This window comes from Streptoverticillium reticulum, from assembly GCF_047456005.1.
Taxonomy (GTDB): domain Bacteria; phylum Actinomycetota; class Actinomycetes; order Streptomycetales; family Streptomycetaceae; genus Streptomyces; species Streptomyces reticulum.
In genome coordinates this window covers 4,470,521-4,489,447 of record NZ_CP179755.1, presented here as the reverse complement: position 1 = coordinate 4,489,447, position 18,927 = coordinate 4,470,521, and the positions used below count along the sequence as shown (strand labels likewise).

Below are 18,927 nucleotides of genomic sequence, written 5' to 3'. Positions count from 1 at the left end.
ATCTGAGTGCCCTATTTGAAGCAGAACATTCTCGGGCAAATGTGCGCACGAGCGGGCGTACGAATGTGCGAACCGGGCGGGGTCCGGCTACGGCTGGAGGCCCTTGTCCCGCAGCCACGGCAGCGGATCCACCGGCCCGCCGCCGTCCGGCCGCACCTCCAGGTGCAGGTGCGGGCCCGTGACGTTGCCGGTCGCCCCGACCCGTCCGATGACGTCGCCCGCCGCCACCTTGCCGGACGTGACCACCATCGACGACAGGTGGCAGAACCACAGCTCCGTGCCGTCGTCGAGGGTCAGCACGATGCGGTAGCCGTACGCGCCCGCCCAGCCCGCCTGGGTGATCGTGCCGCCGCCGACCGCCTTGACGGGCGTGCCCGTCGGGGCGGCGAAATCCTCGCCGGTGTGGTTCGCGGACCACATGTTCCCCGACTGCCCGAATCCCGCGGTGAGGGTGTACGAGCCGACGGGGAGGACGTACGAACCGTGTTCGCTGCGCGAGGGAGCCGAGGGCTTCGGCTCTTCGGGGGCGGTTTTGCCCTCCGGTTTGCCCTCCGACTGCGGCGCCTTCTCGGCTCCCGCCTGCGATTCCGCTTCCTTCGCCTTCGCCGCCTCTTCGGCCGCGGCCTTGCGGTGCGCGTCCTCCGCGGCCTTCGTCTCGCTCTGGCGGGCGGCCTCCTCGGCCGAGTCCTGCTGGTGCTCGGCCTGCTGGAGGATACGAGCACGCAGCGCTTCGCCGGCATCCGCGGCGTTCTGCGCCAATGCGGGAGCGGCGGAGCCGTTCGCGGATTCGGACGCCTCCTGCGGCGCGGCAGGCGCCGGGGATTCCTCTTCGACCACTCCGAGCAGCTTTCCGGCCATCTCCGGCAGTTCCTTCAGATCCGGTACGTCCGGCACGGATATCGGCGGCGCCGGACGGTCCTGGGCAGTCGCCATACCGCTCGCGCCGACCGCGGCGATGACACCCACGCCGAGTACGGCGCTGCTGCGAGCCATCGAGCCGCCGCGCTGTTTCGCGACCCGGTGCCGGCCGCGCGTGGCGGGTGCCGAGTCCTCGCCGGGGTTCCATTCCCCGGGGCCGGCGGCGGACGCACGTTCGTACGAAGCGTACGGGTCATGGGGATCGTGCGGAGCGTACGGAGGGTGCGAACTGCCGTCCGGAACCGGGCTGTTGGACGCCACCGGGGCGCACTCCTTTCCTTCCTGCTCGCCTACCGGGTTAGCTGCCGGGTTCGGAGGAGGAAGGTCCCCTACGGGCCGGCTGCTGCCGGTCCGATTCACCCCAAGGGTTGTGGTTCCCCGGTTCCCTGAAGTTGCTGGTCGCGCAGGTGTAGCCAGACGTGCGGGATTCGGCGAAGGCGCACGGTGCCGCCTCTTGCGGCGGTTTGACGACCGCGCTGCGTTATCGAACGTTAATAGACACGGCGGCCGATTTCCAAGCCGAAAGCGTGAATTCACGGGGCTCTTGGACAGGTTTTGCCATGCGGTGGGCGTGCCGCTCAGAACAAGATCGATTACGCACGGTGCGGATGCCCGCGGCGGATCGCCAGCAGAGCCATGTCGTCGGCCGTCTCACCGCCCGTGTGGGACGCGACGTCCTCGGCCAGGGCGTCCAGCAGGGCGTCCGGGCTGCGGAACTGGCGGCCGCTCAGGCGGCGCTCGGCGTCGTAGAAGGTGCCGTCCGCGTCGCGCGCCTCCGTCACCCCGTCCGTGAAGAGCAGGAGCGTCGTCCCCGGCGGGAACTCCCACTCCTGGACGTGGTCCGGCCAGGCGCCGACCTCCCCCAGACCGAGGGGCAACGCCGCCGGGCCGCGGTGCGCCTCGGTGATGCGGCCCGCGGAGTGGAGCAGGAGCGGAGGCGGGTGCCCGCGGTTGACCAGGCGGAGGAACGGGGCGCCCGGCGGCACTTCGGCCAGGACGGCGGTCGTGAAACCCTCGCTCTGGTCGAGGTTGGCGCGCCGTGCGCCCTCCCTCTGCAACGCGCGCTCCAGGCGCGCCGCGAGCCCTTCGAGCGTGCGCTCCTGCTCCGCCGCCTCACGGAACGCGCCGATGAGGACGGCGACCGCCTCGACCGCGCCGAGGCCCTTGCCGCGGACGTCGCCGACGATCAGGCGGACGCCGTGCGGGGTGTCCTGCACCGCGTAGAGGTCGCCGCCGATGCGGGCGTCGGCGTGCGCGGCCACGTAGCGCGCGGCGACGCGCAGGCCGCCGATGCGGGCCGGGGGCGTGGGGAGGACGGCGCGCTGGGCCGCCTCCGCGATGCCGCGCGCGGAGGCGAGGCGGCGGTCGCCGCGGCGGACGACGTGGTTGATGCCGAGGGCGAGGACGCAGACCGTCACGACGGTGACGACCTCGGTGATGCGCTCGCCGACGCCGATGGTGGTGCGGACCGCGGCCAGGCCGACGGTGGCTGCGATCGCCACGGCGGCCGTGACGAGGGTGAGGCGGCGGGAGAGCAGAGCCGCCGCGACGAGCGGGGCCGCGGCGAAGAAGGGGGCGGAGGTGTAGTTGGGGGGTGTGAGGTAGTCGAAGACGAGGCCGCCCACGATGAGGACGGCGGGCGAGACGGCCGCCAGACCGCGGGTTCCGCCGCGTACGGCGGTCGCCGGGGTTGCCGGTGGCGTGCCTCGGGTCACCTGCCCCAGCCTTCTGCTGGGCGCGGGCCTTGGCGAGCCGGGGTGCGCCGCAGGGGTGAGCAGGGGAGGGGTGCCGTCACCCCTCCCCTGACCCCGAACCTCAGGCCGTCGGGCGGCGCCGGTTCTGGCCGCCGCCGTTGTTGCGGCGGGGGCGGCGCCGGGGCCGCGACGTGGTGGTGGGCGTCGTCGCCGCCGTCGGCGCCGGGGCCGGAGGGGCGATGGTCACCGGGACGCCGCTCGGCTCGCGTGCGCCCGTGATGCGGGCCAGCTCCGGGTCCTCCGCGTGGACGCGCGCCACGTTCGGCGTGATCTTCGCCGTCGACATCATGCGGGTCATCTCGCGCCGCTGCTCCGGCAGCACGAGCGTCACCACCGTCCCCGACTCGCCCGCGCGAGCGGTCCGGCCGCCACGGTGGAGGTAGTCCTTGTGGTCGACCGGCGGATCGATGTTGACGACCAGGTCCAGGCCGTCGATGTGGATGCCCCGCGCCGCGACGTTGGTCGCGATGAGCGCCGTCACCTGGTCCGTACGGAACTGCTCCAGCACCCGGTTCCGCTGCGGCTGGCTCTTGCCGCCGTGCAGAGCGGCGGCCCGGACGCCCTGGGACAGCAGCCGCTTCACCAGGCGGTCCGCGCCGCGCTTGGTGTCCACGAACATGATCACGCGGCCCTCGCGCGCCGCGATCCGGGTGACCGTGTCCCGCTTGCCGTCCAGGTCCGCGACGTGCAGCAGGTGGTGGTCCATGGTGACGACCGCGCCGACGGACGCGTCCACGGAGTGCGTCACCGGGTCCGACAGGAAGCGGCGCACGAGGCGGTCGACGTTGCGGTCGAGGGTCGCGGAGAACAGCATCCGCTGGCCCTGCGGGTCCACCTGGTCGAGCAGCCGGGTGACCTGGGGCAGGAAGCCCATGTCGGCCATCTGGTCGGCCTCGTCCAGGACCGTGATCGTCACGTCGCCGAGCGCGCAGTCGCCGCGCTGGATGAGGTCCGCGAGTCGGCCCGGCGTCGCGACCAGCACCTCCGCGCCGCGCGCGAGGGTCTGGGCCTGGCGGCCGATCGACATGCCGCCGACGACCGTGGCCATCCGCAGGTTGACGGCGGTCGCGTACGGGGTGAGCGAGTCGGTGACCTGCTGCGCCAGCTCGCGGGTGGGGACGAGGACCAGCGCCAGCGGGCGCCCGGCCATGGCGCGGCGGCCGGCGGTGCGGGCGAGCAGGGCCAGGCCGAAGGCGAGGGTCTTGCCGGAGCCCGTACGGCCGCGGCCGAGGACGTCGCGGCCGCTCAGCGAGTTGGGCAGGGTCGCGGCCTGGATGGGGAAGGGCTCGGTGACGCCTTCCCGGGTGAGCGTGCTGAGCAGGGCCTTCGGCATGTCGAGCGCGGCGAAGGAGTCGACGGCGGGCAGCGCCGGCGTGGTGCTGACCGGGGTCTCGAACTCGCCCTGGAGCGGCGCGGCGGGCTTGCGGCGCGCCGGGCGGCCACCCTGCTGATCACCGTTGCCACTGCCCTGACGGGACGAGCGGGACGGGCGGGAATCGCGTGAGGGCCGGGAATCGCGCGACGGACGGGACGACGACGGGCGTGCGGAACGAGTCATTCGGGGACCTTCCCTGAAGAGGGGTGGCACGCCCGAAACGGAGTGGAACGGAGACTCTCAGCATCGCGGCGATCGTGCGTCGCGTGAGCCTGGGCGCGCTGGTGCTGGGCGACAAAAGGGCCCGCACCCAGTGGTGCGGGCCCTTTTGCGTTGTGCTTCATGCGTGCTGCGATGTCGCCTCACGCGGGGCCGGAGCGAACCGGCCGAGGTCGTCAGATGGTGACGATGTTCTCCGCCTGCAGGCCCTTCTGGCCCTGCGCGACGTCGAAGGAAACCTTCTGGCCCTCGAGCAGCTCACGGAAGCCGGAGGAGGCGATGTTCGAGTAGTGGGCGAAGACGTCCGGGCCGCCGCCGTCCTGCTCGATGAAGCCGAAGCCCTTTTCCGAGTTGAACCACTTCACGGTGCCAGTAGCCATGTCTATCTCCTTTAATGGGGTGGGCCCCACACCGGAATAGACCGGCAGAAACAAAAATGCGCCATCGGCTACAGAACCGAGGCGCACACGAGTTCATGGGTACCACAATTGCAACTAGACCGATCGTAGCACAGGCGTGCAGGGCGGCGGCTCCCCCTTTCGGGCCACGCCGCCCCGGGCCTCCCCTCGCTCCCCCTATAACTCGACGCCCTGCGCGCGGGCATGCCGGTCCGCGGCCACCTCCGCCTCGGCCTCGTCGAGATACACCTCACACACCAGGTGCCCGTCCGCGGTCATGTTGTGCTCCAGCTCCCACAGGCTGACCTCGCCCCCGCCCTCCAGCAGGAACGCGTGCTCGTAGAAGCGGCACCAGGGGGTGTCGCGGCCCGCGCCGCGCCGCCGCGGCTTGGTGATCAGCGCGATGTGATGGCCGAGCGCCCCCTGGAGCAGCTCGCGCACCACCTCGCCGGGGCCGTCCGCGTTCTCCGCGCGGCGCAGCAGGCGCCGGGCGTGGTCGGGCGAGGCCTCGGAGACGTACTCCTTGCGCGGCCGCGTCGGGCCCATCGCCATCAGGAGCTCCTCCGCCAGCCAGGCCGGCAGCTCCTCGTCCTCGCTGCCCGGGCCGATGCCGCCGCCGATGCGCTCGTGCACCCGGCACTCGGCGCGGTCCAGTGCGTCCTCGCGCGCGTACAGCTCGTAGAGGAAGCGCTCCTGCGGCCCGGTGTCGTGCTCCAGCTCGTACAGCAGCAGGCTGCTGCCGTCCGCGAGCAGGAAGATGTGCCGGTAGGTGTTGCAACGCAGCGGGCGGCGCTCGTCGTTGCGCTGGCGGTAGGAGCGCAGTTCGGCCTGGTGCATCAGGGCGGTGCGCAGCCGCTCCAGCACCGGCTCGCCGATCTCGAAGCCGTTCTGGGCCCGCCGCAGCAGCTCCGCGACCTGCTGGGCGGGCGTCCGCTCGCCCGCCTCCGCCCCGCCGGGGCACACGGCCTCGTCCCGGTGCTCCCCCTCGCCCCCGCCCGCTCGTGTCGTCGCCATGCCTCTCGACCTCCCGGCCTTCGTCCGGCCTGCCTCACCCCACCCCGCGCACTTACCGTAGCGGCGCGAACACGGCCCGGGGGTCGGGTTTTCTGCAACTGGCGCCGCGGCGACGGTCGGACGGGCCCCGCCGGGCCGTTCAACTGCGGTGTGCCGCCCGCCACTCCGTGGCCCCCTCCGGTGGCCGCTGGTACAACCGGCACATGACGACGACCACGAACAGCGGTGGCCCGGCCGGTGCCGAGGGCTTCGGCTTCGGCGGCCTGCACCATGTCCAGATCTCGATACCGCCGGGCGCCGAGGCGCTGTGCCGGGCGTTCTGGGGCGACGTGCTGGGGATGACCGAACTGCAGAAGCCCGAGGCGTTGGCGGCCCGGGGCGGCTGCTGGTTCCGGGGCGGCGGCGTGGAGGTGCACCTGGGCGTGGAACAGGATTTCCACCCGGCACAGAAGGCCCACCCCGGCATCCTCGTCCACGCGCTGCACCGGCTGGCCGAGCGTCTGGAGGAGCACGGGCACGAGGTGACGTGGGACGAGAACTTCCCCGGGTTCGACCGCTTCCACGCCTTCGACAAGCTCGGCAACAGGCTGGAGTTCATGGAGCGGCGCCCCGCCGCCTGAGCGGCCGGCAGGGCGCCGGTGGAAACGGTGACAGGGGCTTCAGGGGCTTCAGACGTGAAGCCGTTCGACGGGTTTGTGCGTGTGCGCCTCGATGTCCATCGCGGCGCTGTGCAGCAGCTGATGGCAGAGAGCGGACAGCGCGCGGGCGGAGGCCAGTTCGTCGCCGATAGCGGGGACGTTCTCGTCGCCCGGATTGCAGCGGGCCGTCCCCTCGCCGACCAACGGCTCGGAGCCACGGCCCTCGAGCCGCGCCTCGGCGTTCACCATGCTGTCGTGCTCGTGGATGCTGATCTGAACGTTCCAGGTCTTCGTGCCGGTCATGGGAGAGCCCTCCTTCACGCAGCACAGACACACACTGTTCCACCCACCACGCTGCCACGCTCCGGCGCCACCCGCACCCCGGGCGCGGGCCACGGCCGACGGGGGCCCACGAACACCACGAGGCCCAGGCCGGATGTACTCCGACCTGGGCCTCGGCGGTAGGCCGTGTGGGACTCGAACCCACAACCAATGGATTAAAAGTCCCGAGGAGATCGTCCAGGAGGACGAGCCGTAATCCAGCTCAGCGACTCCGGCGCAGGTCAGCACGGGTGTGGCGTCCGGCTGAGACAGGCTCGTCCGAGCCTGTCCAAGGGCGTCCGTGCACGCACCGCTCACGCATTGCTCACGCACTTTGTGAGGGCTGACCTGCGCCTTTGCGCCAGTCGCACCCGCCCGCAACGGGACTGGGAGCCACGTTGCTCCTTCTGTGAAGGAGATGGACAACGACACAGGTCCATGATCGGCAGCGCGCGCATGGGAGGCCGCTATTCCGTAGTGCCGCGACAGAGGCCCTCGACGCGGAACCACAGGCCCGGGGCGTAGACCGCGTGGATGACGGCTTCCTCTCCTCTTGCGACCCGCAGGATTCTCAGGATGCCGCCGGGAAGTACGTCGTACTGGTAACTGATCTCGGCGTTGCCCTCGACGGTGTCGTCGTAGGAGATGTCCGCCGTCCGATCGTTCGCGTATTCCTTCGGTGGGCGATTTTCCACCAGTTTGATGAAGACGCTCATGGGCCAACGGTACGGTCCTTTCGCGAGCTTCGCCCTCCGGGATGAGAAGGTCGCGGCACCCACCGTGTGGGACTCTCCTCATGTGCGGGGCAGCCCGGCCGGGTGCGGAGCTTCCTCCACGCGGAGCCCACGCCGATCAGGTCGAGTCGGCGATTCACTGGTGCCCTCAGGTCGCTGACCTGGGGGCATGTGCGGGGGCGTGCACGGACTGTCAGGCTTCGTCGTCCTGCGGGTGGTCGGCCGCCACGCTCCGGCTGGTCGCCAGCCAGGATCGCGCGGGCTCAGCTGGACGCGTGGTGTCGACGGTGAGGTGGAGCCGGGTACCGCCTTCGTGGCCGGCCGGATAGCTGCGTTGCTCAGTGGAATCGAAGCAGCGCCGGAGGACTTCCACGACGCGGCGGGCGGTCTCGGGGGACGCGGCGGTGATGCGAATGTCGGCGCGCCCTGCCGGCGGCACCGGCTCCGCTGGCATGGGGGTGGTGCGTGCGGACGTCATGGTCACTTCCTCCGGCCGGAGAAAAGGCGGAGTCGCCTGCGGTCCCCGTGCGGTTGCTCGTGGCGGTTTCGGGCGCAAAGAGGCCCGGCGGGGCCGATGGCCGACCGCGGGCGGTTCCGGCTCCCGCTGTCGTGCCACGGCAGGGCGCCGCCGCAGCGGAAGTCCGCGATCCTTTCGTCGTGCTGGGCGTTGAGCCGGTGGATCAGGAGAGCTCCCACCGCGATCACGATGAGGACCACGGCCGGAGTGACAGTGGTCTCCACGGTCCCCATATCCCTTGGGCGGAGCGCGGAGGCCCGGTCGGGTGCCCGGCCGGTGGCGGCGCGGTCCCGCCCTCCGTCTCCCACTCCTCTTCGCGGTCCCGTGACTGCGTCGCGTCGTCGGCCGCTCGTTCGTCCTCCATCAGCCGGCTCGCGGTGAGGAGGCTTCCGGGGGTGGTCGCGGCGGACATCAGCCGGGCGGCCGCGGCCGGCCCGGTCTCCGGCGGGATGATCAGCAGGTCCAGGCGGTCCGCGGAGTAGGAGAACAGCAGGAGCTTGTGCGGGTCCTGCTCATTGGTGAACCAGCCCACGTGCACCGTGTGCCCCTTGACGGAAACCTTGCGCGGGATCACGGGCCAGAAGGCCGGATTCACCGTGACGCGGGTGACCCGCCCCCAGGAATGGTCCAGCCTCTCCGCCAGTGCGGGGAGCTCACGGGCCAGGTCGCGAGAGCGGGGCCACCAGGCCCCATCCAGCAGGCCCGACGCCGTCCCCGGCGTCAGGGACAGGCGAGCGGGCGGCGAAGGGGCACGCTCAGCAGCGGTCGCAGAGCCGGTGGTCACGATCATGATGCGGACCTGTCCCCGGGCTCGTCGTCGACTGCCCGGCGTTGTGACTCGCCGGGAACGACACCCGCGTGGAGGCCGGTGTACGAAGTGTTCCCAGTCTCTCCACCCTACTCCGGTAGGCGACCTGCAGACCTTGCGCGACCAGGCAATTTTCGGGAGCGCAGGCGCGCGGGTCGAGTGGGCGAGCCCGCCACCAGCCTGCGGAGTACGGTGGGACTACTGCGAGCGGCTCGCCCGGCGACTGCGACGCACCCCGGACGACGAACGAAGACGCCGAACCCTCGGAGGCAGGCGAGCAGGCCATGGCCGATTCCGACACTCCACGCCTCCCCGGACTTCTGCCGGACGCGATCCACCATGCCGTGAAACCCGGGACGGCCCTCCTGCGGCTGGAGACGACACGGGAGCGCGGGGGAATCCTGGACGGCGCGTGGTGGCCGCGCTCCCGTGACATCGGTGCCGAGCTTCCCAGCCTGATCACCGCCCTGACCGAGCACGTCGGCCCCATCACGCGCGTCGGCCTGGACGCGAGCGCCTGGGAAGAGCTCCCGACCCGGCTGATCATCGAGGACCGGGTCGTGCGCATCGATTCCTTCCCGGTCGGTGACGACACGGTCCTCATCACCCGGGGCGAGAACGACCACTTCGCCCTGCTGGTGGTCCCGCCCGACGCCACGCCCGACGCGGCACGCGCCGCGATGGCCAGAGCCGTGCGGGCCGACAACGTCACCCGGGCCGAACAGATCCTCATCGACACCGGCAGCACCCCGCGGACCTGAACGTCGAGGCGACGGCTCGGGTCAGCCGAGGAAGGACAGCCGGACCTGGCGGTCGGGGCCGCCCTGGTCGGTGGTCACCACAACGACGGACTGCGAGGTCCCCAGCTCCAGCTCACCACCGATCACGGGCAGCGTGGCGTGCGGCGGCACCAGAGCCGGGAGCATGTGATCACGGCCGGGGCCCGAACCGCCGTGACGGTCCCGCCAACGGTCGTCCGCGGGAAGAACCTCGCGGAGGGCCGCCAACAGGTCGTTGTCGCTACCCGCGCCGGTCTCGATGACCGCCAGACCGGACGTCGCGTGCGGGGTGAAGACGTTCAGCAGCCCATCTCGCCCGTGAGCGACCTCCCGGAGGAACGCGGTGCACGCGTTCGTCAGGTCGTGCATGGTCTCGGCGGAGCCTGTTGTCACGTCGACAATGCGGGTGGTGAAGGTGCCGGTCATGGTTCACCAGTACCCGCTGTTCGGGAGCAGCGTTGACGGCTGGACGGGTTGTTCCGCGGGGACTCCGGCCGCCCGAACAGCCCCACTGCCCGACAAACCTCAAAAGCAGCCCGATCAGCCCTGTGCGTGACGTGGGGCCGGAACGGGTTGCGCGGTGAGGCCCATCCCTCGCAGGTACACCGTGCCGCCAGCTGACGGCTCGTAGCTCTCCAGCTTCTGCGCCTGCCACGGCCCGGAGCGGGCCGCCACAGTTCTGGAGAAGGGTCCTGGGGCGGCCGTGCCCCCTACCGTTGGACGCCCGACGAGTGGTGGGCCGATCCCCGGCGGTCGCTCGATGTACTCGCCGGAGTCCCCGGCGGGCGGACGACGGTCCGCGACCGCTGGGCGGCGGCTGCCTCAGCCCAATGCCCGGAACTGCTGGCTGCTAGGAGGGATGATGTCCAGGCTCGGGGTTGACGCGGCCACCAGCAGGCACGCGGCAGCCGGGGAGAGGCCGGGCCGGATGAGCTCCACCAGCTCGGGGGGCATCAGATCGATCAGTTCGCCGCCGTGCAGCGGTGACGAGGCGAACGTGGTCAGCCCGGCGGCGCGGGCCTGGACGAGCGGGCCCCAGCCGCCGAGGGACTGGCGGATCGGGCGGTCCATGATCAGGCTGACCGTCCAGGACGGCAACGCCCCCTCCACCGCGTACATGGGAACCCTCTCCGCCGACGGGCAGTGCCTGACCTTCTCCGACGTCGACCTGGCCATCCCCACTGGTGGCGCGCACCCGGCCAGGTGTGTCTGCGTGAGCACCGGCGATGACACCCCCTGGGCCCCACCAGCGGGGAGTTCTCCGTCGGCGGCCAGACCTCGCCGTCCACGACCATCGAGGTCATCTGAAGAACGAGCGGCCTCGCGTCTCCTGGTGACCGGGGACGCGAGCCCGGTGAAGGACCGCAACAGGTGGCTGCGCGCCCACGTGCGGGAATGTCGTTCAGCTCGTCAGTGCGTACCCGAGTCCCTGGTAGACCCATCCGGCGTCGGTCCAGCGGCGGGCGTCGAGGGTGCCGCGTGCGTCCACCAGTCGGTACTGGGCTGGCTTGGCGATGAGGAGTTCGGGGTCGGCGTCGGCGTACTGCGGCCAGTGGGTCAGGTGCAGCAGAACGTCAGCGCCGTCCAGAACCCGCTCGAAGTCGTCGACGCATTCCAGCTCGGGGGCTTGGCGGCGGACTGTGGGCAGGGCCCTGGGGTCGTGGATGGCGACCGAGGCCCCAGCGGCGTGAAGGTCAGCGGCCACGGCGAGGGCGGGCGAGTCGCGGACGTCGTCGGTGCCGGGCTTGAAGGCGGCTCCCCACAGGGCGACCCGGCGACCGGCGAGGCTGCCGTCGCACGCCTGACGGGCGAGGGCGACGACACGGCGCCGGCGCCGGATGTTGATGGCGTCGATCTGGTGCAGGAAGCCGGCTTCGGGCACCCCGAGTTGCCTGCCACGCGCGATGAGGGCCCGGATGTCCTTGGGGATGCAGGAGCCGCCGAACCCGAGGCCGGAGTCGAGCATCGCGCTGCCGATGCGGGGGTCGTGGGCGAGGGACTCGGCGAGGGTGTGGATGTCAGCGCCGGATGCCTCGCACAGGGCCGCCATCGCGTTGATGAAGGAGACCTTCGTGGCGAGGAAGGCGTTCGCAGCCGACTTGGCCAGTTCCGCAGTAGCCAGGTCCGCGACGACCAGGGGCACCCCGGCCTCGGTCCACGGTGCCCAGACCCTCCGAAGCGTCGCTTCTGCCTGCCCCGCGCACGTGGGGAGGCCGACGATAATCCGGGTGGGGCGGGCGGCGTCTTCGAGCGAGGTGGACTCGCGCAGGAAGTCCGGCGACCACGCCACCGTCACCTGGGCGCCGTCGGGGGCGTGGTCGGCGGCGAGCCGACCCATGCGGGCTGCGGTGCCGACGGGGACGGAGGACTTGCCGACGATCAGACAGCGGCCCGAGGCGCGGGAGGCGAGCGAGGTGATGGCGGACTCGATCGCCGAGAGGTCTGCGCCGAGCCCGCCGTCCTGCTGCGGGGTAGGCACGCACACGAAGTGCACGTCCGCGAACGCGGCGGCCTCCTCGTACGAGCCGGTGAACCTGAGCAGGCCCGAGGCGTGATGCTCGGCGACCGCTTCCCCGAGCCCTCGTTCGTCGAACGGCGCGAGGCCCTGGCTCAGGCGTCCGAGAACTGCGGGTGAGACTTCGACGCCGAGCACCTCGTGCCCGATGGCCGCGAGGGAGCAGGCGTAGGGGGCGCCGAGGCGCCCACAGCCGATCACAGTGACTTTCACGGGCTTGACCTCCGTCTTTGTGTGGCTGTGCTCGTTGGTGGTTGTGTGGCGGGCCACGACATCGCCGAGAGAAAGGCGCTTGCAGTGCGGATGACCGTCATTGGGTGCGGGCACCTGGGAGCCACGCACGCCGCCGCTATGGCCGAGATCGGACACGACGTCATCGGGGTCGATATCGACCCGGACAAGATCGAGACCCTCAACTCGGGCCGGGCCTGGTTCCGTGAACCCGAACTCGATGACCTGCTCGCCCGGCACGTCGGCGGGCGACTGCGGTTCACCACCGACATCCGGGCTGCGGCCGAGCACGGTGAGGTGCACTTCATCGGTGTCGGGACGCCGGACCTTCCCGACGGCAGCGGCTACGACCTCTCGCAGGTCTTCGCCGCCGTCGAAGCCCTCGCCCCACACCTGACCGGCCGGTGCCTGATCGTCGGCAAATCCACCGTGTCGGTTGGCACCACGGCGGCCGTCCGGAAACTGGCGCACCGTCTGGCTCCGGCCGGTGAGGCCGTCGAAGTCGCTTGGTCGCCGGAGTTCTTGCGCGAGAGCCACGCGGTCGCCGACACGCTCCGGCCGGACCGGATCGTGGCCGGTGTCTCCTCCCCCTGGGCGGAGAAAACCATCCGGGAGGCGTTCGCCCCGATCGTGGACGCCGGTTCCCCGCTGATCGTCACGGACCCGGAGACGTGCGAACTCGTCAAGGGGGCCGCCAACGCCTACCTCGCCACCCGCATCTCGTTCATCAACGCGATGGCGAACCTGTGCGAGGCCACCGGGGCGGATGCGGCCGTGGTCGCCCAGGCCATCGGCTACGACACCCGCATCGGACACCGGGCCATGAGCCCTGGTCTCGGATACGGGGGCGGCTGCCTGCCGAAGGACGTGCGGGCCTTCACCGCCCGTGCCGAAGAACTCGGCGTGGGCGACTCGTTCGCGTTCCTGCGGGGCGTGGACGCCATCAACCGCGACCGCCGGTCGCGCACCGTCGAACGGGTACGGGCGGTGGTCGGCGGGGAGCTGACGGGCAAGAGGGTCACCGTGTGGGGAGCGGCGTTCAAGCCGGGAACCGACGACATCCGCGACTCCCCGGCCCTCGATGTCGCCGACCGCTTGCACGATGCCGGAGCGGTCGTGACGGTCTTCGACCCGATGGCCAACGCCAACGCCCGTGCCGGACACCCCGACCTGGCGTATGCGGGGAGCGCCATCGAGGCCGCCCGGGACGCGGCCGTGGTGCTGCTGGCCACCGAGTGGCCACAGTTCGCCGACGCCGACCCCGAAGCCGTCGGCCAGGCCGTGGCCGACCGCGTCCTGATCGACGCGCGCAGCACCATCGACACCGACCGGTGGGCGATGGCCGGCTGGACCGTTCACCGCCTGGGCAAGGGCTGACCGGTGCCGGGTGTCCCGCGCCTCGTGGGCACGGGACACCCCTGCTTCAGCCACGGCGGCCGGTGATCAGCGCGGCTGTCGCCGTGTACTCGAACCGGCCAGACGGCTCGGCCGCGATCAGCACTTCGCGTAACGCGTCCTCGAAGGCGCGCCGCTGGTCGCCGAGCACTACCGGGGAGGAGTAGGCGTAGGTCAGCTGGGCGCCGATCAGTTCCTCGGTGCTGTACGACACCAGGTGCTCGGCCCGTGTGACGGTGATCTGGTGGAAGGCCGAGCGCCTCAGCACGCTCTCGTGGTCTCCCTCGGGTACCCGGTAGGACTCACGTGGGCCGGCTGCCGGGGCGGTGCCGACGAACCGGGCTCGCACCTGGCCGATGAGCTCGTGCCACCACGGCCGTGGGGCACCGGCGGCGTGCGAGCACAGCAGGGCGACGAACCCGCCCGGTGCCGTCACCTCGTCCAGTTGCCGCAGGACCTGTTCGCGGTCCATCCAGTGGAAGGCATCGGCGGCCACCGCCCCGGAGACCCCACGTACTCCGGGGAGGCAGGCCACGTTCTCCGCGGTGGCCTGGCGCCAGTCGGTGCCGGACAGCCCGCGTTCCTTCTCCTCCGCGCGGGCGGCGTCCAGCATCTCCGGGCTCGGGTCGAGGGCGATGACGTCGACGCCGCGTACGGCCAGGTCCAAGGAGACGGGGCCGGGGCCGCACCCCAGGTCGAGCATCCGGGGGGCCGCCGTGTGCTCGTGGGCCATGGACGCGATCAGGTCCAGCAGGACCGGCGGGTGCGGGCGCCGGTAGCGGACGTACCAGGACGCCGTGGTGGAGAAGATCTCCGAGGGCTTTCGGTACGGGGTGGGGTGGTCGGTCGTTTCGGTCATGGGAAGTGCACCTCCGATGGTCGGTGGTGTGCTGAGCGGCAAGGGCGCCGACAGCGTGGCCGTCGGCGGGCCGCGGTGGTCACTCCTGCGTGAGGTCCGGGAGCGAGATCCCGGAAGGCAGATGCGGGGCCTTGCCGGCGTGCTCCTGGCAGGTCATCAGGCCCAGGCACGCGACGGTGGCGGCGATGCCGAGGCCGTAGACCCAGGCCGCGATGGTCCCGACGAGATCGACGGGCTTGCGGAGCCGTCGACGGGGGTGGTGCTGTGCGTGGTGGCTCACAGGCGCGAGTCCTTCCAGGCATGCGTGATCGGCCCGACACTGAACGTGTGGCCTAGGCCGTAAGGATGCTCGGCCTAGGCCACTCAACGCAAGACCAAGGAGTGGCCTAGTACACTCAACTGACCTAGGCCACACCACACTTGGGAGCCGCCACCGTGAACAACGTTCCGGAATCCGCAAACCCGACCGAGGCCCAGCACCCCTACATGCGCCTCGCGGCCGAGTTCCGCCGCCGTATCCTCGACGGCGAACTCCCCGAAGGCACCAAGCTCCCCAACCACCGCGCCCTCGCTGCCGAACACGACGTTGCCGTTGCCACGCTGCAAAAAGCCCTCGGACAGCTCCAGGTCGAGGGCTACATCCGCACCAGTCAGCGCGGCACCTACATCGCCAACGCGCCCAAGGCCGGGTCCTCCGGCTACGACCGGATCACGCGCGTCCTGCGGACCGGCAGCGTCCTGGGCGACGGCGAGACCGTCATTGTCACCGAAGCCCACCTCATCGTCCCGCCCCTGTACGTCGCCGACATCTTCGACCTCGACGAAGGCGACCAGGTCGTACGCCGCCAGTGGCACACCGGCCGGGGCCAGCAGCGGCTCATGCTCGCGGTCACCTGGTACCCGGCCGAGTTCGCCGTCCTGGTGCCCGACCTGCTGTCCACCGCCGCGGGCAAGGCCCCGGGCCTGCTGCCGCGCATCATCGAAGCCACCGGCCGGCGCCCCGTCGAAGGCCGTGACGACATGCACGCCCGGGACGCCGAGCCCCGCGAGGCCGATTTCCTCGGTCTGAAGACCGGCACGCCGATACTCGCCGGAGCCCACCGCCTGTGGGACGACCAAGGGATCATCGAGTACGGCGAATGGTGCCTGCCGTACCGCCACGTCATCGGCTACGAGTACCGGTTCGACGCCGCCCCCGACCAGAGGTGAGCGATGGTCCGAGCGCCGGTGATGTGTTGAAGCCGATGCACGGATGAAGGCGCATACAGCGAGGCAGCAGCACGGACGGCATGTGGGTTCGCTCACACCACACGGGTGACGAAGTTGGCCCAGGCCGACGGGTGGCGGGCCGAAAACTGTCGCATATAGGAAAACTGTCAGACGGACCTTTATTTTGCCGTTTGGGAGGGCAGCCCACCGGTTCTGCGGCACTGATTCGGACCCAACAATGTCAGTGGTCCGTGCTATTCGCGCGCGTGCGCGCGCAGTCGCGACCGGTCGCGAAGCGATGCACTGGCTGGGGGGACGTGGGGGGACGCTGCTCTTCCATGTCTCCTCTCCCTTTCTTTCCCCACCTTTTTCAGAACAGAGAAGACAGGGGGATAGAGCGTCCCCGCGTACCCCTCCAACGGAGCCGAGCGGGCCAGAGCCTCCACATTCCCTGCTCCCCCGCCTTCTGGGGCGTCTCGTGCCAGCGGGTGACTGTCCCCTGAGCGTCCCCCCTCTTGACCGTGATCGTCCCCCGGGTACACCTGCGCCCCGGGAGCCGTTCGCTTCCCGGGGCGGGGGTCGACCGCTACGCCGCCTACGTCTCAGCGGTGATCGTGTACTTCCTGCCGTTCTTGTTGCTCTTGGAGCGTGTGATGTAGATGCCGCGCTGTCGCAGCGACGGCGCCGCGGTGTTGAGGCACGCGCTCAGCGATGCTGCTGTGCGCGGGAAGGGTTCTCCTGGGCGCACACGCTCGGAGAGGAAACCGTGCAAGTCGGTCATGGTTCCAGACCAGCCTTCGCGCGGAAACGACGGTCCGAGGGCCCAGGTACACAGCGCGACGATGGCCGGATCGCCGTCGAGGACCGCGTCCACGAGGTCCCTTTGGGCTCCGTCGTACGTGCTGGTGCCCGACCAGCCGGTCACCCTGTCGAGTGCGTACAAGATCTCGTAGAAGTCGGCCATGCGGGGGCGGTGGGTGAGATCGGCAGCGGCCTGGGGCAGCTCGGCCCAGACGAGGGCGGCCAGGTCCAGCATCGCCCCGAGGATCTCGGGGTGCGCCCGCTCGTACCCGCCCCACAGGTCCGTGATGGTCCGCCGCTTGGTGATGGGCCTGAGTTCGAGCGGCATCATGCGCTCGGAGAGGTCCGATTTCAGTGCGCCCACGTCGATGCCGGTGAGCAGGATGGGGCGCTCGAAGGCCAGCACGCTGACGTCGTTGTCGCTGTAGAGCGCGCGGCTGACGTCCGCGCTGCCGGTGACCACCCGGCTCAGGAATTCGGAGAGCTTGAGCGGGATGCTCAAAAGGTTGTCGAACGGCAGGGTCCAGCCGGCCGTTGCCGTGACGCTGAGGTCCCTGTCGTTCGTCGGTGCCTGGCGCAGCGGGGTGCGGGGGCCGTCGAGCAGACCGACGAGCATGCGGCCGGAAGTGGTCTTACCAGTGCCTTGCTCGCCCGTGAGGTAGGCGATCGGCCGGGGAATGCTCGGCCGCAGGGCGGCGAGCAGCCAAGCGACGGCCAGGGGCAGGGTCTTCTCGGTGAACGGCAGCAGTTCGGCGAAAGCCTCCATACCCGCTCGCCATCCGCCCGTAGGGCTTACTGGGAGAGGCAGTCGGCCCACGAGCTTGGTGCGTCGCCACACAGGACCGGTCGAGGGGTCGGGGTAGGTGAGGGTCCACTCGCCGGGGGCAATGCGGACCGACTGACCGTCGGCCCGGCCGAGGTCGAGCCAGGTCACGTTGGGATCGTCGGGGTCGGGCGCGACGCGCAGCCAGAGCTGGGATTCGGGTGCGTCACAGGCCAGCGCGTCGAGTGCGGCGATGGCGTCAGCCAGGGCGCTCTGCGACGGAGGGTGGTTGTAGGTGGTGAGGTAATCACGGATCAGGTGCTGGCGCAGGCTGCCGGAGGCGCTGTGGGCCTTGGCACGCAGCGGGACGGCGATGGCGGGACCGTTCTCCGGGACGGCGTAGGGTTCGCCGTCGCTTTCGTTGCGGAAGTAGCGGAATCCGTTCTCGCCGATGAGGCGGAGCAGTTCGGCCTGCGGCGGCTGCCTGTGCCGACCCTGCGGCGCCCGGCTTTCCGCCTCGGCGTACGCGTCTCGTCCGCCGGGGATGGCAACGAGAGCCCGCGCTATGGCTGCCGCGTCGTACGGCTGGGACATCGTCATGCGGCGGCCCCCAGTGTGCGCGGCTGGCGGGCCCCGGCGGAGAGGCCGGAGCGGATGGCCGCCTGGGCTTCCTTCTCGGGCAGGCCCGCATGGTGGGCAGCGTCGAGCAGCGCATCGGTGACCTGGGCTCGGTCGAGGCCGGCCGGGGTGATCAGGGTGCCCAGGCTGAACGCGGCCCGGTTCAGGGTGTCGTTGCGCGTGCCGGAGGCCGCCTCTGCGACTGCGCGCAGCTCGTCACGTACGGCAGCAGCCACATAGCCGCTGCCCACGCTGCGGCGCGTACGCCAGGGCAGCACGACGCGCGGCCGCTCCGGGCGCACACGGTGTCCGGTGCGGTCGAGGTCTCGGGCGAGCCACACGGGCAGTTCGGCGACCGTCCGGCAGTCGCCTTGCAGCGTGTACCGGCCCGCTCGGGTGGCGGTGCCCGGTGCCACGGCGTACGACGAGCCGGCACGGACGTCGAGCTGCCAGCCGAGCGCGCCGACGAGCGGGCGCCACGTCGTGCCAGCGGGGGCGCGGAACCAGAGGTGCACGCCTCCCGAGGGGGTCCGCACCGTGAAGGTGGGTGTTCCCTCGGGATAGCGGGCGCGGCGCGCTTCGCAGAGCAGGGCGAGGACGTCGCGGCCGTCGTGGATGCTGCCGGGGGCGAGGTCGTCGGGCAGGTCGACTCCGGGGAGCAGTTCGGCGGGATTCTCGGGCGGCTGTCCGTCGTGGCAGTCGATGTCGAGGATGACCAGGCCGGAGGGTCCGGCCGCGATACCGACTCCGGCGGCAGGCATGCGGGCCCACCAGGCGGTGATGCGTTCGGGGTCGGCTGTGGCGGCCAGGACGCCATGGCAGGGGCGGCCGACCTCGATGCATTCGCATCCGTGGCCGTCGTGCTGGACGTAGCGCGGGTTGGGGCGCTCCTTGGTTCCCGAGGAGCATCGGGCGCAGCCGCGCATCGGCACCTTCGTGCCCGGCGAGAGAGGGATCACATGCCAGCCCTGTGCCGCTGCCCACAGGGCGACGCGGCGCGGGTCGGGGGCGGTCGTCGTGCTCAAGCGGCTGCCTCCCCGTCGGCGGGCGACTGCCCGGGG

General features: G+C 71.1%; 20 protein-coding genes and 1 riboswitch. Of the genes, 4 read left to right on the top strand and 16 right to left on the bottom strand.

Annotated features, from left to right (window positions below):
• Positions 1–87: 87 nt before the first annotated feature.
• The 5 genes from ACMATS_RS20465 to ACMATS_RS20445 form a co-directional block, all read right to left on the bottom strand.
• The gene (locus ACMATS_RS20465) at positions 88–1,179 is read right to left on the bottom strand and encodes a peptidoglycan DD-metalloendopeptidase family protein (protein WP_414168654.1); all 1,092 of its coding nucleotides are present in this window, start codon (positions 1,177–1,179) and stop codon (positions 88–90) included.
• A gap of 12 nt (positions 1,180–1,191) precedes the next feature.
• Positions 1,192–1,362: riboswitch (cyclic di-AMP (ydaO/yuaA leader) on the bottom strand.
• A 149-nt stretch (positions 1,363–1,511) separates the two neighbouring features.
• Complete coding sequence (locus ACMATS_RS20460) at positions 1,512–2,633, bottom strand: PP2C family protein-serine/threonine phosphatase (RefSeq protein WP_391150519.1); 1,122 nt, start codon at positions 2,631–2,633, stop codon at positions 1,512–1,514.
• Between the two features lie 100 nt (positions 2,634–2,733).
• Positions 2,734–4,230 (bottom strand): DEAD/DEAH box helicase, encoded by a 1,497-nt coding sequence (locus ACMATS_RS20455; protein ID WP_414168653.1) that lies wholly within the window; start codon positions 4,228–4,230, stop codon positions 2,734–2,736.
• Positions 4,231–4,442: 212 nt separating this feature from the next.
• Positions 4,443–4,646 (bottom strand): cold-shock protein, encoded by a 204-nt coding sequence (locus tag ACMATS_RS20450; protein WP_336410109.1) that lies wholly within the window; start codon positions 4,644–4,646, stop codon positions 4,443–4,445.
• A 195-nt stretch (positions 4,647–4,841) separates the two neighbouring features.
• The gene (locus tag ACMATS_RS20445) at positions 4,842–5,678 is read right to left on the bottom strand and encodes a DUF6227 family protein (RefSeq protein WP_391150514.1); all 837 of its coding nucleotides are present in this window, start codon (positions 5,676–5,678) and stop codon (positions 4,842–4,844) included.
• Between the two features lie 203 nt (positions 5,679–5,881).
• Here ACMATS_RS20445 and ACMATS_RS20440 point away from each other — a divergent pair, with 203 nt between their 5' ends.
• The gene (locus ACMATS_RS20440; protein ID WP_391150512.1) at positions 5,882–6,298 is read left to right on the top strand and encodes a glyoxalase; all 417 of its coding nucleotides are present in this window, start codon (positions 5,882–5,884) and stop codon (positions 6,296–6,298) included.
• Positions 6,299–6,346: 48 nt separating this feature from the next.
• Here ACMATS_RS20440 and ACMATS_RS20435 read toward each other — a convergent pair whose 3' ends face one another.
• The 4 genes from ACMATS_RS20435 to ACMATS_RS20420 form a co-directional block, all read right to left on the bottom strand.
• Positions 6,347–6,619 carry a DUF1876 domain-containing protein gene (locus tag ACMATS_RS20435; RefSeq protein ID WP_336410112.1) on the bottom strand — a complete coding sequence of 91 codons (273 nt, stop codon included), beginning with the start codon at positions 6,617–6,619 and terminating at the stop codon, positions 6,347–6,349.
• Between the two features lie 485 nt (positions 6,620–7,104).
• Entirely contained in the window at positions 7,105–7,353 is a 249-nt protein-coding gene (locus ACMATS_RS20430) for a hypothetical protein (protein WP_390781371.1), read from the bottom strand.
• 211 nt (positions 7,354–7,564) lie between these two features.
• Positions 7,565–7,849 carry a hypothetical protein gene (locus ACMATS_RS20425; RefSeq protein ID WP_190076246.1) on the bottom strand — a complete coding sequence of 95 codons (285 nt, stop codon included), beginning with the start codon at positions 7,847–7,849 and terminating at the stop codon, positions 7,565–7,567.
• A gap of 223 nt (positions 7,850–8,072) precedes the next feature.
• A complete protein-coding gene (locus ACMATS_RS20420; protein WP_390781370.1) occupies positions 8,073–8,678 on the bottom strand; it encodes a DUF5994 family protein in 606 nt (201 codons plus the stop codon).
• Between the two features lie 302 nt (positions 8,679–8,980).
• On the opposite strand from ACMATS_RS20420, the gene ACMATS_RS20415 reads away from it, so the two are divergent.
• Positions 8,981–9,457, top strand: a complete 477-nt coding sequence (locus ACMATS_RS20415) for a DUF5994 family protein (protein ID WP_171086204.1) — start codon at positions 8,981–8,983, stop codon at positions 9,455–9,457.
• 21 nt (positions 9,458–9,478) lie between these two features.
• Here the strand turns inward: ACMATS_RS20415 and ACMATS_RS20410 are convergent, their stop codons facing one another.
• From ACMATS_RS20410 to ACMATS_RS20400, 3 genes are all read right to left on the bottom strand, one after another.
• Positions 9,479–9,901, bottom strand: a complete 423-nt coding sequence (locus tag ACMATS_RS20410; RefSeq protein WP_171086206.1) for a YjbQ family protein — start codon at positions 9,899–9,901, stop codon at positions 9,479–9,481.
• Positions 9,902–10,297: 396 nt separating this feature from the next.
• Complete coding sequence (locus tag ACMATS_RS20405; protein ID WP_190108330.1) at positions 10,298–10,594, bottom strand: hypothetical protein; 297 nt, start codon at positions 10,592–10,594, stop codon at positions 10,298–10,300.
• Positions 10,595–10,877: 283 nt separating this feature from the next.
• Complete coding sequence (locus tag ACMATS_RS20400) at positions 10,878–12,203, bottom strand: UDP-glucose dehydrogenase family protein (protein WP_414168652.1); 1,326 nt, start codon at positions 12,201–12,203, stop codon at positions 10,878–10,880.
• Between the two features lie 84 nt (positions 12,204–12,287).
• Between ACMATS_RS20400 and ACMATS_RS20395 the strand changes: the two genes are divergently transcribed.
• Complete coding sequence (locus tag ACMATS_RS20395) at positions 12,288–13,598, top strand: UDP-glucose dehydrogenase family protein (protein WP_227723949.1); 1,311 nt, start codon at positions 12,288–12,290, stop codon at positions 13,596–13,598.
• A 46-nt stretch (positions 13,599–13,644) separates the two neighbouring features.
• Here ACMATS_RS20395 and ACMATS_RS20390 read toward each other — a convergent pair whose 3' ends face one another.
• Both ACMATS_RS20390 and ACMATS_RS20385 read right to left on the bottom strand, forming a co-directional pair.
• Complete coding sequence (locus ACMATS_RS20390; protein ID WP_171086212.1) at positions 13,645–14,475, bottom strand: class I SAM-dependent methyltransferase; 831 nt, start codon at positions 14,473–14,475, stop codon at positions 13,645–13,647.
• A gap of 79 nt (positions 14,476–14,554) precedes the next feature.
• Positions 14,555–14,755: a hypothetical protein gene (locus ACMATS_RS20385; protein WP_171086214.1), complete on the bottom strand. Its 201-nt coding sequence runs from the start codon at positions 14,753–14,755 to the stop codon at positions 14,555–14,557.
• Positions 14,756–14,961: 206 nt separating this feature from the next.
• Between ACMATS_RS20385 and ACMATS_RS20380 the strand changes: the two genes are divergently transcribed.
• Entirely contained in the window at positions 14,962–15,684 is a 723-nt protein-coding gene (locus tag ACMATS_RS20380) for a GntR family transcriptional regulator (protein ID WP_171086236.1), read from the top strand.
• A gap of 595 nt (positions 15,685–16,279) precedes the next feature.
• On the opposite strand, the gene ACMATS_RS20375 is transcribed toward ACMATS_RS20380, so the two are convergent.
• Together ACMATS_RS20375 and ACMATS_RS20370 are read right to left on the bottom strand one after the other, a co-directional pair.
• Positions 16,280–17,848: a hypothetical protein gene (locus tag ACMATS_RS20375; RefSeq protein WP_171086215.1), complete on the bottom strand. Its 1,569-nt coding sequence runs from the start codon at positions 17,846–17,848 to the stop codon at positions 16,280–16,282.
• Positions 17,845–18,891: a bifunctional DNA primase/polymerase gene (locus ACMATS_RS20370; protein ID WP_171086217.1), complete on the bottom strand. Its 1,047-nt coding sequence runs from the start codon at positions 18,889–18,891 to the stop codon at positions 17,845–17,847. Before ACMATS_RS20370 ends, ACMATS_RS20375 begins: the two co-directional genes overlap by 4 nt.
• Positions 18,892–18,927: the final 36 nt, after the last annotated feature.

Bases quoted from the DNA above. Each gene is read 5' to 3' on its own strand.
- ACMATS_RS20455 (WP_414168653.1), bottom strand. From the start codon at position 4,230: ATGACTCGTTCCGCACGCCCGTCGTCGTCCCGTCCGTCGCGCGATTCC.
- ACMATS_RS20450 (WP_336410109.1), bottom strand. From the start codon at position 4,646: ATGGCTACTGGCACCGTGAAGTGGTTCAACTCGGAAAAGGGCTTCGGC.
- ACMATS_RS20445 (WP_391150514.1), bottom strand. From the start codon at position 5,678: ATGGCGACGACACGAGCGGGCGGGGGCGAGGGGGAGCACCGGGACGAG.
- ACMATS_RS20440 (WP_391150512.1), top strand. From the start codon at position 5,882: ATGACGACGACCACGAACAGCGGTGGCCCGGCCGGTGCCGAGGGCTTC.
- ACMATS_RS20435 (WP_336410112.1), bottom strand. From the start codon at position 6,619: ATGACCGGCACGAAGACCTGGAACGTTCAGATCAGCATCCACGAGCAC.
- ACMATS_RS20430 (WP_390781371.1), bottom strand. From the start codon at position 7,353: ATGAGCGTCTTCATCAAACTGGTGGAAAATCGCCCACCGAAGGAATAC.
- ACMATS_RS20425 (WP_190076246.1), bottom strand. From the start codon at position 7,849: ATGACGTCCGCACGCACCACCCCCATGCCAGCGGAGCCGGTGCCGCCG.
- ACMATS_RS20420 (WP_390781370.1), bottom strand. From the start codon at position 8,678: ATGATCGTGACCACCGGCTCTGCGACCGCTGCTGAGCGTGCCCCTTCG.
- ACMATS_RS20415 (WP_171086204.1), top strand. From the start codon at position 8,981: ATGGCCGATTCCGACACTCCACGCCTCCCCGGACTTCTGCCGGACGCG.
- ACMATS_RS20410 (WP_171086206.1), bottom strand. From the start codon at position 9,901: ATGACCGGCACCTTCACCACCCGCATTGTCGACGTGACAACAGGCTCC.
- ACMATS_RS20405 (WP_190108330.1), bottom strand. From the start codon at position 10,594: ATGTACGCGGTGGAGGGGGCGTTGCCGTCCTGGACGGTCAGCCTGATC.
- ACMATS_RS20390 (WP_171086212.1), bottom strand. From the start codon at position 14,475: ATGACCGAAACGACCGACCACCCCACCCCGTACCGAAAGCCCTCGGAG.
- ACMATS_RS20380 (WP_171086236.1), top strand. From the start codon at position 14,962: ATGCGCCTCGCGGCCGAGTTCCGCCGCCGTATCCTCGACGGCGAACTC.
- ACMATS_RS20375 (WP_171086215.1), bottom strand. From the start codon at position 17,848: ATGACGATGTCCCAGCCGTACGACGCGGCAGCCATAGCGCGGGCTCTC.